A 12444-nucleotide genomic window follows, 5' to 3' on the forward strand; every position below is an offset into this window, starting at 1 on the left:
AGTTCGACCCGAAGCTGCCCGGGAAGTTCCCGATCGGCATGCTCGCCCGATAGATCTTGCCGTTGTCCCCGGCGAAGAACAGATACATGTTCTGGCTGTCGCCGATCACCGCCTGATCGATCGGCCCCGTACCCGAACCCGTGATGCTCCCACTGAACAACGTCTGCGCGGCCGACCACCCGTTCGGGTTCGTCGGATCACTCGACGTCCGGTACGAGAACGCGGGCCCACCCCACTGGTACGCCAGCACCCAGATGTTGCGCGGCGCGAAGTAGAACAGCGACGGCGCCACTGTCGCGTTGTTCATCGCGTTCTGGCTGGCCGAGCCCATCTGGTTGTAGTTGCTGAAGAGGCCGAAGTTCATCGAACCCCACCTGGTCCCGGTGTCGTGGGTGGTGGCGTAGACCAGTTGCTGACCGTTGTACGGCGCGACGGTGAAGTCCTTCAGCGACACCCAGCCCGACCTCGGCTGCGCCAACGCACCCGACGACGACCACCGGTACGACGACGGGAGATCGCAGGTGTTGGTCGGAGGCGGAGTCGTCGGCGGCGGGTCGGTGGGCGGCGGAGTGGTGGGCGGCGGAGTGGTCGGTGTCGTGCCACCGGTGCACGTGACGCCGTTGAGAGCGAAGCTGGTCGGCGCCGGGTTGCTGCCCGTCCACGACCCGTTGAAGCCGAACGACACCGAGCCGTTGGTCGCGACCGCGCCGTTGTAGCTCACGTTCCTCGCCGTCACCGCCGAGCCGCTCTGCGTCAACGAAGTGCTCCACGCCTGCGTCACCGTCTGCCCGGCGCCGTACGACCACGTCAACGTCCAACTGGTCAGCGGGTCGCCCAGGTTCGTGACCGACACGTTGGCAGTGAAGCCGCCCTGCCACTGTGACGCCACGGCGTAGTTCACCGAACAACCCGCTGCCGCGGCGCCGGCCGGCAGCGCCGCGACAACCGACGACGACAGCAGTAGGGCAACGCCGGCCGAGACCAGGCCGACATTGGTAGCTCTGGATCTGGTCATAGAGCACCTTCCTGACGGGATGGCGGCCAATGCATTGGTGGTGGTCACTGCGAGCGGAGCGCATGTGAGCGTTAACAGGCCGCGTCAGGTATGTTACGGGAGCGCTCCCATAACCTCAAACCATTGAAGATGTTAATTCTCTAGAGGGCTGAGTGAGCGTGCTCAGCGGGGGTCTTCCGCAGTGGAGCCGCCGGCAATGGCGATCGAGACCGGAGCGCCCAGTTCGACGGTCCGGGAGACGGTGCAGAGCCGGTCGTGCGACTGCTGCAACGACCGGGGCAACGCCTCGCGCGCCCGGTCGCCGTCCGCGCCGGCCGGGAACGTCACTGTGAACTCGACAGTGATGTTCTGCATCCGGTTGCCTCCGGACTCGTCCCGGATCTTGTCACCGGTGACCGCGACGGAGAACTGCGTCGGTTCGGCGCGGCGGCTGGTGATGTGGTCCACGTCGACCGCGCTGCAACCGCCGATGGCCGCCAGGAGCAACTCCACAGGCGTGAAGCTGGAGTCCTCGCCGGTGCCCAACGACATCGACCCACCGCGAACGTTGCGCGCGACGTAGTTACCCACGCTGGTGCGCTCGATCTGCACCGAGCGGAAAGTGTCCTCACTCATGCCAGGAAAGCTACCCAGGCTTGGTCGACGTCGTGCGGCGAGTACGGATTCCCCGTCCGCTCGGTGGTCGGACGCGGTCCGCCACCCCGTCCGCAAGGGAGGAACGTGCGACGCACTAGCATTGCCGCCGTCCACGACGGCTCTGCTGAAACGAGGCGACATGCGTTGGCTCCGGCGGTTGCTGGGCGGTAGGCGGGTCCAGCTCGACCCGGGACGACAGCAGACGCTGTTGCGGGACGCCCAGTCCCGCTACGGCACCCACGCGCGGGTCCGGTTCCCGGACCAGGTCGAGGCGCTGACCGCAGCGCTGGACAGCGACGATGGCCTGGTGGTGGCAGCCCGGATCGTGAGTCAGGTCGCCGACGAGGCCCACGTGGACCTTCAGGCCCAGGCCCAGGAGATCCACCGACGGACGGGCCGGCGTCTGCTGGTGCACCGCCGCAACTACCGGCCGCTGTGGGTGGAGGCCGGCCACGCCCTGCGCTGGCCGCTGTTCGCCCTGCCGAGCGGCTTCCACCCGTACGCGCAGGTGACCGCCGCGGTCACGGTGGTCGGCAGCCGGGCGCCGCGGCTGGACCGGGTGACCGACCCGAATCCGTTGCTGACCCGCGTGTTCGAGGTGCTCGACCTCACCACCGCCGCCTGGGAGTACGGACGGGTGCGGGTGGACACCGACGCCGCCGCCCTAGCCGATCGACTGATCCTGAGCGCCGGGCAGGTCCTCGCGGCCATGGACGATCCGCCCCGGCTGCCACCGGCGGTCCGGGAGCTGATGCGCCGCAACAACACCGTCAGCGTGCACGACCCGAACGGCCCTCGGGCGGTGGGTGGCATCAACCTGGGCGCGCGGATGCGCGAGAACTTCCTGGTCTGAGCAGCCGCCGGCGTCGAGGCGCTACCGCTCGTGACGCCGACGGGCGAGATGGACGACGATGTCGGCGGCGAGGTCGACCGTCTCGGGCAGGACCTGCGTGATCCGGTCGAAGACCTGCTCCTGTTCCGAGGTCGGCAGTTCGAGGTACGCCGAGATCGTCGACAGGTGCCCGACGTAGTCGTCGGCGCTCATCGTCAGACGCCGCTCGATCACGACCTGCTGGACATCGGTGAACGACTCGGACCGCTGGAGCTCGGTGCCCGGCCACTGCATCGCATGCCCCGGAGGCGTGCCGTCGGGAGACGGCACCTCGTCGCTCTCCAGGAACGGCGCCCGGGCCGCACGCACCGCCCCCGCCACCGCCGGATCAGCCAGCTGGATCGGGGCGCCGAACGAGGCGAAGACGCCACCCGGCTCCACCAGCGCCGCCATGCGCGACCACCGGCCCTCCGCCTTCGTCCAGTGCAGCGCCGCGGCTGCGTACACCAGGTCGTACGTCTCCCCCGGTCGCAGGTCCTCGAATGCGGCCTGCACGGTCCGGACGCGGGACGGCACATGTTTGCGCAGTTCGGCGAGCATGGCCCCGTCCGGCTCGGTCGCGGTGACCGTGACCTCCCGTCGGGTGAACAGACGGGTTGCCTTGCCTGTCCCCGCGCCGATCTCCAGGGCCGCCCGAATCGGCCGGCCCGCGTAGGTCATCACCAGGTCGAGAAGCTCGACGGGATATCCCGGCCGGTACCGTTCGTATGCTTCCGCCACCATCCCGAAGCTCAGCGCGCGAGCAGACATGCCGACAATCCTGTCACGATTCGCGTCGTCGATGTTCGATCTTCCTCACCTGGTCGACCGCGCGCCTGCGCATCGTCAGCGCGACGGCAACTGTGCGCAACCGCTTGCCGGCCCGACGAGCACGTCCCGACCATTGGCGGATGAGCCCGGGAGGTCCTGTCATCCTCGCGGTCGACCTGGGCACCACGACCGTCCGGGCGGCATCGTTCGCGCTGGACGGCACCGTGCGGCACGTCGAGACACAACCGTGTCCACTCCTGCAGCCGGCACCCGGCTGGCTGGTGGTGGAACCCGACGTCCTCGTGGCGGCCACCCTGGCGGCGATGTCCGCGTGCGCCGCCGCCACCGAGGGCGCGGAGGTCGTCGCTGTCGCGCTCAGCACCGCCAGGGGCGCCCTGATCGGGCTGGACGCGACGCTGACGCCGGTGACGCCGCTGCTCACCCGGCACGACTCACGGTCCGCCGAGGCAGCCCGCGACCTGCGGTCCTCCGGTCAGAGCCGAGAGGTGCAGCGGTTGTCGGGCACACCCGCGCACCCGGGCAGCCCACTCTGCAAACTCATGTGGTTCGCCCGCCACGAGCCGTACCTCTGCGCGGCGACGCGGTGGTGGGTCGGCCTCAAGGATTACCTGCTCCACCGGCTGACCGGGACGTTGGTGACCGAACTGTCCTCGGCTTCCGGCACCGGCCTGTTCGACGTCCACCGGCGGATGTGGAGTCCTGCGGTCCTCGATCTCGCCGGGGTGTCCGAGAGTCAACTGCCCCCGGTCCTGCCCACGACGGCCGTCCTGCGGCTGTCGGCGACGGTGGGGCGGTCGGTCGGCCTGCCGTCCGGCACGCCTGTCGTCGTGGGCGCGGGCGACGGACCGTTGCGTGCTCTGGGCACCGCGGCGATCGACAGCACCGTCGCGGGTGTGACGCTGGGGGCCACCGGGTCCCTGCGGACGGTGGTCGCGGCTCCCCTCGTCGATGCGACCGAGACCTTCACCTGCGGCGCGTTGACCGAGGACGCGTGGGTCCTCGGCGCCACGGTCGGCAACGGTGCCAACGTCGTGCGGTGGGCCGGTCACACCCTCGCGCCCGACCATCCCTCGGAGTCCGCTGACGACTGGGCACCGCTCGCGCTCCTGAGGCTCGCCGAACGGATCGCTCCGGGAAGCGACGGCCTCGTGATGCTGCCCCACCCGCGCGACGACCGGGCCTACCCGGAGGGCTCCGGCCCGTTGGGGGCGTACCTGGGGTTGCGTGGGCACCACTCTCGCGGTCATCTGGTGCGGGCCGCCGTGGAGGGCGTCTGTCTGCAACTCGGTGGCGTCCGCGACCGCCTGGCCGAGTTGACGCCGGTCAGCGGCGTTCACCTGGCCGGCGGCGCGTTTCGGTCTCCCCTGTGGCGGCAGGTGATGGCGGCGGTCCTGGACTGTCCGGTGCAGGCGTCGGGCGCGGCCGACGACGCCGCCCTCGGCGCGGCCGCGCTCGGGCTCTTCGCGATCGGCCTCTCCCCCGACCTCCAGGGGGCGGTCACCCAACTCGATCCGGAGGGCACCCGCAGCGAGCCGGTCACTGTCGACCCGGCCCTCGCCGCGGCGTACCGCGGCCTACGGACGAAGCTGCCCGTGCTCCGCACCGTGGTGGGACGGGTGGGCGACATCCTCGACGAGGCAGTCGCCCCGCACGTCGACTGGCGGACCGACGCGCTGCCCCGCGATGTCGTGGGCGGTTGACCGGGCCGCCGTTCAGTGCTCCGGCTCGTCCTTGACCCGCGCCACGAGCTGCGTCGGATTGACGTAGCGCAGGGCGATGACGAGCAGGACGAGCATCATCGAGGTGTAGATGACCGCCATGGCGTCGACCGACTGCTGGGCCCGGATCCCGGACGCCGACATCGAGTAGTACAGCGCCACGACGAGGGTCTGTGAGTCCGGCCCCGCGGTCAGGAAGGTGAGCTCGAACATCCCCACGGTCCGGACCAGCACGAGGATCGCGGAGGCGAGGATTCCCGGCACGAGCAACGGTGCGAGGACCCGGAGGAACACCGTCCGCAGCCCCGCGCCGCACATGCGCGCGGCACTCTCGACCCGCGGGTCGATCTGTTCGATGAACGGGGTCATGGTCAGGATGACGAAGGGCACCGAGGGTACGAGGTTGGCGAGCACCACCCCGGACATGTTCCCGGCCAGACCGAACTTGTAGAGGACTGTCGCCAGGGGAATGCCGTACGTGATCGGCGGCATGAGGATGGGCAGCAGGAACACGAGGAAGATCAGCCGTATGCCGGGGAACGACCGCCGCGCGAGCACGTAGGCCGCCGGCACGCCGATCAGCAGCGAGAGACCCACGACGAGTACGGAGACCTCCAGCGTCACGACGATGACCCGCAGGAGGGCGAACTCCTCCCAGGCTCGCCCGTACCAGCTGGTGGTGTAGCCGTCCGGCAGCCAGGTGTCGAACCAGCGCTGGCCGAACGAGCTGACCAGCACGGACGCCACGACGCCCAGCAGGTTGAGGAAGAAGAAGACGACGACGCCCCACACGATCCAGGCGGCGGGTCGCGCGGTGATGCGCCGTCGTTCGGTGCGGGCGGGGGGCGGCGTCGGTGGCGCCTCGGTGATCGTTGCCATCAGCCCTTGCCTCCGGTGGAGCCGGTGTAGAAACGGCTGCGCGCGGCCAACACCAGCGCGATGATGACCAACTCGACAAATCCCATGATCATCGCGATGGCCGAGGCGTACGGGTAGTCGTACTGCTCGTACGCCGCCTGGTACGCGGCGAGGGAGATGACCCGCGTCTCGCCGGCCGGGTTGCCGACCAGGACGGCCGACGGGAACACGCTGAACGCCAGCACGAACGTCAGGCAGAAGGTCGTGGCCAGGCCGGGCATCAGCAGCGGGAGGGTGATCCGGGTGAACCGGCGACGCCAGTCCGCCCCCAGCGTCGCCGCCGCCCGTTCCAAGGTCGGGTCGATGCCGGAGAGGTACGAGAGCACCAGCAGGAACGCGAACGGAAATCCGGTGATCACCAACGAGAAGAAGACACCCCAGTAGTTGTGGGTCAGTCGCACCGGCTCGTCGACGAGGTTCGTGGCCAGCAGGATCCGGTTGAACCAGCCGGTCGGGCCGAGGAAGTTCAGCAACCCCTGAGCGGTGAGCACCGTGCCGAGCGTGATCGGCACGACCAGCAGTGTGGTGACCAGCCGCTTGGCCCGGAAGCGTCCGCGCATCCGGTAGGCGATCGGCACCGCGGCGAGGACGTTCAGCAGCGCGGCGGGCAACGCGATCCGCAGCGTGATCCAGATCGTGCCCCGCTCGTAGGCGTCGGAGAAGAACCGGGCGTAGTCGCTGAACGGCCCACCCCTGGTCGGCTGGAACGAGAGCCCCAGCCCGTAGAAGAACGGGTAGAGGAACAGGGCGACCACGAACACCAGGGCCGGGACCAGCAACCAGAGCTGACGGTCGATGCCCCGCTCGGCGAGACGGTGCTGCCAGTGCGTCAACGGTCTGCCGGGCCGGCTGCCGCTCACCGCGCCGCCTCCGCGACGTCCGCGAGACGGTCGGCCCGCTGCGCCGCGTCGGCGGGATAGACGAGGAGCCGCTGTGGGTCGACGGCGAGCTTGACCTGGTCGCCCGGTGCGATGCGCTGCTCGGTACGCAGGTGCAGCAACAAGCCCGTGTCGGTACGCGCCTCGGCCGCCAACTCGCGCCCCTGGTACTCCACCACCTCGATGGTGGCCGGCAGGGCGTCAAGGGCCTCGCCGGACCCGTCGACGCGGACGTCCTCGGGGCGCACCGCGACCACCGCGTCCACCCCGGCGCGCAGGTCTCCGACGGCCTCGCCGACCAGCCGATGACCGGACGACCCGACGGTGGCCCGCACGCCGTCGACCTGCTCGACCCGGCCCGGCCACAGGTTGCGGTAGCCCATGAAGTCGGCGACGTGCCAGTTCGCCGGCCGCGTGTGCAGCTCACGCGGCGACCCGACCTGCTGCACCCGACCCTCCCGCAGCACCACCAACCGGTCGGCCAGGGAGAGCGCCTCCTCCTGGTCGTGCGTGACGTAGACGGTGGTGAGGCCCAGCGACTGGTGCAGCCGGCGGATCTCGGTGCGCATCTCCAGACGCAGTTTGGCGTCGAGGTTGCTCAACGGCTCGTCCATCAGGACGAGGGACGGCTCGAACACGACGGCACGCGCGATGGCGACGCGTTGCTGTTGACCGCCCGAGAGCTGGCCGGGCAGCTTGTCGACGTGGTCCTCCAACCGCACCAGGCGCACCGCCTCCTCCGTACGCCGGCGCGTCTCCTCCTTCGGCAACCGCCGCATCCGCAGCCCGAAGGCGATGTTCGCCCGTACCGTCAGATGGGGGAAGAGCGCGTAGCTCTGGAACACCATGCCGAACCCGCGCCGCTCCGGCGGCAGCGTGTCGATGCGGCGCTCGTCCTGCCAGATGCTCCCGGCCGTCAACGGCAGGAGCCCGGCCAGGCAGTTCAACGCCGTCGACTTGCCGCAGCCGGACGGGCCGAGCAGGGCGATGAACTCCCCCGCCTCGATCGTCAGGTCCAACTCGGTGAGCGCGGCCTGCCCACCGAACCGGCGGGACACCCCGTCCAGGCGGAGTCGGGAGAAGGTGCTCATCCCTGCTTGACCTTCCCGCCGCCGATCTCGCGGTCCCAGCGGCTGAACGCCGCCACGAGACTCTTCGCGTCGAGCGGGACCTCGGTGGGGTTGCCGGCAATCAGCGCGTCGTACTCGGGGCGGCCGAACTCGCGGATCGCGTCCTGGCTCTTCTGCGGCGCTGACGTGAGCTGGACGTCCTTCACCGCCGGCCCGGGGTAGAAGTACCCCTCGTCGTACGCCTTCGCCTGCTGCTCCGGGGTGAGCATGAACGCCAGCAGGGCCAGCACCGCGGCCTGCGTGTCGGTCGACACGCCCTTGGGCATGACGGCGTAGTGCGCGTCGGTGACCCAGTGGAAACCGTCGATCGTGGCGATCCTCGCGTCCTTGGGCACCGTGCCCAGCACACGGGGGTTGATGTCCCAGCCGGTGGTGCTGACGATCAGGTGGGCGGTGCCGTTGGCGAGGTTCTTCATCGTCTCGGTGGTGCCGGACGGGTAGTAGTCGACGTACTGACCCAACTCCTTGAGGAACGCCCACGTCTTGTCCCAGCCCGCGGTGGGGTCCTTGGGGTTCGAGTCACCCAGGATGTAGGGCAGACCCATCAGGAACGTACGCCCCGGACCGGAGTTGGCCGGTCGGGCGTACTGGAACCTCTTCGGGTTGGCCTTGGCCCAGGCGAGCAGGGCCTGCGCGTTGGTGGGTGGCGTCGCGAGTCGCGACGGCAGGTATTCGAGCAGCGGCCCGGACGGGTAGTAGGTGACTGTCACGCCGGCGTTGCCGGCGAGCTTCTGCATCGCGGCGGCCGGTTCCAGGTAGTTCCGCATCCCGCCGAGACGGTCGGAGAACGCCGGCAGCACGTCGACCCAGAGCCCCTGCTCGATCCCGGCCGCGAGGCCGTCGACACCGGTCAACACCAGACCGATGTCCACCCGGTCCGCACCCTGCTGGGCCTTGATCTTCCCGGCCAGCTCGGGCGCCGGCGCCTTCGAGTACGTCACCCGCGAGATCACGTCCGGGTTCTTCGACACGAACTCGTCGATCATCCCCTGGGTCAGCTGCAGGTTGCCCGCCACGTCGAGGACGTTGAGCGTCACCGCCCGGCCGGGTCGCTGCGGCACCTCACCGGAGGTGTCACCCGAGGTGTCGCCGGGGGTCTCCGGCGCCCCGCACCCGACCGCGCCCACCAGGAGCGACGATGCCGTGACCAGGAGGGCGCCTCGCCGCGTCATACCCATCAGCCGTCTCCTTCGTCGGCTACCCGGCCCGGCCAGGTAGGTCCACGCTCCGCTCAGGTGGGGTCGCCAGTGAGGCCGCCCGCCATGGGCCATCTGCGATGCATTCAGACAGCCGACGTGCCGGAATGGCAACGGGTTGCCATGTATTGCCTCGCGCGAATACGTTCATGGGCCGGAATGTTGCCGGGGCATTGCCGAGTACGCACCGTCGTCATAGCATGATCACGGCGCGTAGCCGGGGGGAGCATGACAATGCCCGACCACACCAGGCCGCCCGACAAGAGAGCCACGATCTACGACGTCGCGGCCGAAGCCGACGTGTCACCCTCCACGGTGTCGCGTGCCTTCTCCCGGCCGAGTCGCGTCAACTCCGAGACCGCCGAGCGGGTCCGGCAGGTCGCCGAGCGGCTGGGCTACCGGACCAACCCGCTCGCCCGCGCCCTCACCACGTCCCGCACGCGCATGATCGCGCTCGTCATCGCCGACATCACCAACCCGGTCTACGCCGGGATCGTGCGCGGTGCGCAGGAGACGGCGATGCACGACGAATACACCACGGTGCTCATCGACGCCCAGGAGTCCGACCGGCTGGAGCGGGCGGCGATCGAACGCACGATGTCGACAGTCGACGGCATCGTGCTGGCCAGCAGCCGGATGTCGGACTCGGCGATCCGGATGTTCGCCAAGCAGCGGCCGGTGGTGGTCCTCAACCGCGCCGTCGCCGACGTGCCGTGCGTCGTGACGGACAACCCCCGTGGGGTCCGGCGGGCCGCCGAGCACCTCGGGGAACTGGGGCACGACCACATCACCTACGTCGCGGGGCCGCAGGCCTCCTGGCCGAACGGCATCCGCTGGCGGTCGTTGCTCGAAGCCGGCATGGAACTCGAAATCAAGGTACGCCAGATCGGCCCGTTCAGCCCGACCATCGAGGGCGGCGAGCGAGCCGCCGAGGAACTGCGCGCCCGTCCCGCGACCGCCGTCCTCGCCTTCAACGACCAGATGGCGATCGGGCTCATCCGCGGCCTCACCCGGATGGGTGTCGACGTGCCGGGCGACGTCAGCATCGTGGGTTTCGACAACACCCTCGCCGCCGACATCGTCACACCCGGGCTGACCACTGTCGCGGCGCCGTTCTACGCGGAGGGCTCAGCGGCGACCCGGCACCTCCTCACGATGATCGAGGGCGCCCCCGGGCACGCCGGCCGGCCGATGGTCCTGCCGGTACGCCTCGTGGTCCGCCACTCGACGGCCGTCCGCCGGAACGCGGGTCGCGCCCGACCGTGGGTACGTCAGCGACAGTCGACCAACCCGGCGGCCCAGCTGTCCTGACGGGGCTGGTTCGGTCCGCGGGGCAGCGGGTGCCCGCCTGTCGATGACAGGATCGGCCGATGCGTGTCCTCTTCGACGGCAAGGCGCCGGTCCACTACGGGCAGATCTACGTGACCAGTGCCGACGTGCCGGACATGGAGAAGGCGTTCGCCGGGCAAGCGAACGGCCTCTGCGGGGGCGGTCAACCGGGCGCGCTGTTCCTGATGACCGGCACGCACTCCGGTCGGGTCCGGTTCACGGTCGAGGTGCACGCCGTCGAGCCGCCGGCGGCAGCGGAGGAATGGGAGGAGGTGGTGGAGGTGTCGTTCGTTCCGAGCGATGCGGTCGTCGACCTGGTCCCGTGGGGCGAGGGGGCACTCGCCCGACTACCGCTGACCTCCGAAGGGCAGGACACCGGCCGGCTGCCGGCCTACCGCGTTCGGTACTGCGCCACGGGCATGGACGAGGGGCACGACCCGTTCGGCGGGCTCGATCCTGACGAGCTTGACGAGAGCGACCACACCTACATGGATCGACGGCCGGACCGCTACCTGCTGTGCCTGTGGCCGGATGGCACAACAGGCGACGACGTGACGCGCGCCGACGCGGTCCTGCGCCAGACCAGCGACGGTGCCGCCTACTGGCACACCTGGGCCCGCGCGCTGTCGCCCCCGCCGGTGCGGTAGCAGCAGCACCGCTCACGGCATCACCGGCCACGAAACTCCGCATCCTCGTGGCATCATGCTGGGCCATGGATCACCAGGGGCAATTCCGTGCCGCGGCGCTGGAGTCGGGCATCCCGGACGACGAGATCAGCAGGTTCACCGAGCACCTCCGACTGGCGATCCGGTTGAGCGGCGGTTCGAGCGGCGTTCCGGTCGGGCAGTTCGGTGGGTCGCCCCGGCTGCCGGTGGGCATGGACTGGCCGGTCGCCGGAGGCAACCGGCTGCCGTTCGTTTTCTCCGTCGACTGCGCGGCGCTGCCGGAGGTCGACGGCCCCGGCCTGCCGGCGGACGGCTCGCTGCTCTTCTTCCTCGACCACGAGGAGGACCACCTGGCCAGCGAGCCGGGGTGGGCGCGAGTCGTGTACGTGCCGGCCGGCACCGATACCGAGGTGGTGGAGGAACCCACCGACCACGAGGTCGTCGGCAAGCAGTACGACGTGAGCGCCACGCTCGTCGCGCGGCTGCCCGACTGGTTCGGCACGGACGAGGACGAAGACGAAGACGAAGACGAGGACGACCTGTCGCCCTTCCAGCAGCAGTTGGCACGTGACCTGGAGCGTGACCTGCCGCACCTGGACGAACTCCGTGCTCTGGCCCACGACCTCTGGCCGCCTGACGAAGGGCTCGCCAGCGCCTACCTCGGCGGGTACGTCGACGACGAGGTGATGACGAGTATCGCCGAGCAGACCCTCGTGGGGCGCGAGATGGCCGGCGAGATCGTCATCCCGGTGGCGAAGTGGTACTCCCACGTGGAGAGGGAGAAGCACCGGCTGACGAGCGAGTGGATGTCGCTCGCCCGCTTCTCCCTGACCGACGAGTTCTACACCGGCAGTTTCGTGGTCCGCCACGACGACCTCGCCGCCGGGCGGCTGGACAAGGCGTTCTCCATGACCGAGTTCAGCGAGTAGACGCCGACGTCGCCGCATCCGGTTCGGGTGTCCGTATTGGCCGCGGTCGCCGACGATCAGTTCCAGGGATCGGCATCCGGATTCTCACCGAGCATCCGCGCGCTCTCCAGGCACAGGTCACTCCCGAAGAGTTGGTTGCCTCCGGATTCGGTGCCCCATTGTTGGTCGGCAGCTGCGGCGATCGCACGCCACGTGTAGTCGTCGGCCCGCCACTGCCTGACCTGCCGCGCGATGTCCGTGGTCAACGTCAGCCCCCACACGGTCAGACGTGCCTCCCACATCTCACGGGTCATCTCGTACTCCACCTCACCGGATTCCGTCCCTGGTATCGGGTCGTCCCAGGAAGGAAAGTAGGTGCGCACATACC

13 protein-coding genes are annotated in these 12444 nt (G+C 69.7%); 5 read left to right on the forward strand and 8 right to left on the reverse strand.

What is annotated here, in order from left to right; translation table 11 throughout:
* On the reverse strand, positions 1-1015 hold a 1015-nt coding region (locus ACWCO3_RS22540), incomplete at its 3' end, for a non-reducing end alpha-L-arabinofuranosidase family hydrolase (protein ID WP_450011843.1).
* A 162-nt stretch (positions 1016-1177) separates the two neighbouring features.
* On the reverse strand, positions 1178-1630 hold the full coding sequence (locus ACWCO3_RS22545; protein WP_145783048.1) for an OsmC family protein: 453 nt from the start codon (positions 1628-1630) through the stop codon (positions 1178-1180).
* A 160-nt stretch (positions 1631-1790) separates the two neighbouring features.
* Here ACWCO3_RS22545 and ACWCO3_RS22550 point away from each other — a divergent pair, with 160 nt between their 5' ends.
* Entirely contained in the window at positions 1791-2504 is a 714-nt protein-coding gene (locus ACWCO3_RS22550) for a hypothetical protein (RefSeq protein ID WP_145783050.1), read from the forward strand.
* 21 nt (positions 2505-2525) lie between these two features.
* On the opposite strand, the gene ACWCO3_RS22555 is transcribed toward ACWCO3_RS22550, so the two are convergent.
* Positions 2526-3293, reverse strand: coding sequence for a class I SAM-dependent methyltransferase (locus ACWCO3_RS22555; RefSeq protein WP_450011846.1), 768 nt, complete (start codon positions 3291-3293; stop codon positions 2526-2528).
* A gap of 140 nt (positions 3294-3433) precedes the next feature.
* Between ACWCO3_RS22555 and ACWCO3_RS22560 the strand changes: the two genes are divergently transcribed.
* Entirely contained in the window at positions 3434-5014 is a 1581-nt protein-coding gene (locus ACWCO3_RS22560; protein ID WP_450011848.1) for a gluconokinase, read from the forward strand.
* A gap of 12 nt (positions 5015-5026) precedes the next feature.
* Here ACWCO3_RS22560 and ACWCO3_RS22565 read toward each other — a convergent pair whose 3' ends face one another.
* The 4 genes from ACWCO3_RS22565 to ACWCO3_RS22580 are packed head-to-tail and all read right to left on the reverse strand — an operon-like array spanning position 5027 to position 9136.
* Positions 5027-5911, reverse strand: coding sequence for an ABC transporter permease (locus ACWCO3_RS22565; RefSeq protein WP_450011850.1), 885 nt, complete (start codon positions 5909-5911; stop codon positions 5027-5029).
* On the reverse strand, positions 5911-6810 hold the full coding sequence (locus ACWCO3_RS22570; RefSeq protein WP_450011852.1) for an ABC transporter permease: 900 nt from the start codon (positions 6808-6810) through the stop codon (positions 5911-5913). Before ACWCO3_RS22570 ends, ACWCO3_RS22565 begins: the two co-directional genes overlap by 1 nt.
* Positions 6807-7919 (reverse strand): ABC transporter ATP-binding protein, encoded by a 1113-nt coding sequence (locus ACWCO3_RS22575; RefSeq protein WP_450011854.1) that lies wholly within the window; start codon positions 7917-7919, stop codon positions 6807-6809. The genes ACWCO3_RS22570 and ACWCO3_RS22575 overlap by 4 nt, the downstream gene beginning before the upstream one ends.
* A complete protein-coding gene (locus ACWCO3_RS22580) occupies positions 7916-9136 on the reverse strand; it encodes an ABC transporter substrate-binding protein (RefSeq protein ID WP_450011856.1) in 1221 nt (406 codons plus the stop codon). The genes ACWCO3_RS22575 and ACWCO3_RS22580 overlap by 4 nt, the downstream gene beginning before the upstream one ends.
* A 252-nt stretch (positions 9137-9388) precedes the next feature.
* On the opposite strand from ACWCO3_RS22580, the gene ACWCO3_RS22585 reads away from it, so the two are divergent.
* The 3 genes from ACWCO3_RS22585 (at position 9389) to ACWCO3_RS22595 (ending at position 12077) form a co-directional block, all read left to right on the forward strand.
* A complete protein-coding gene (locus ACWCO3_RS22585; protein WP_450011858.1) occupies positions 9389-10465 on the forward strand; it encodes a LacI family DNA-binding transcriptional regulator in 1077 nt (358 codons plus the stop codon).
* A gap of 59 nt (positions 10466-10524) precedes the next feature.
* Complete coding sequence (locus ACWCO3_RS22590; protein ID WP_450011860.1) at positions 10525-11130, forward strand: hypothetical protein; 606 nt, start codon at positions 10525-10527, stop codon at positions 11128-11130.
* Positions 11131-11195: 65 nt separating this feature from the next.
* Positions 11196-12077 carry a DUF1963 domain-containing protein gene (locus tag ACWCO3_RS22595; RefSeq protein WP_450011862.1) on the forward strand — a complete coding sequence of 294 codons (882 nt, stop codon included), beginning with the start codon at positions 11196-11198 and terminating at the stop codon, positions 12075-12077.
* 56 nt (positions 12078-12133) lie between these two features.
* Here ACWCO3_RS22595 and ACWCO3_RS22600 read toward each other — a convergent pair.
* A partial coding sequence (locus tag ACWCO3_RS22600) for a hypothetical protein (RefSeq protein ID WP_450011864.1) occupies positions 12134-12444 on the reverse strand: 311 nt, incomplete at its 5' end.

The organism is Micromonospora sp. NPDC002411 (assembly GCF_053592955.1).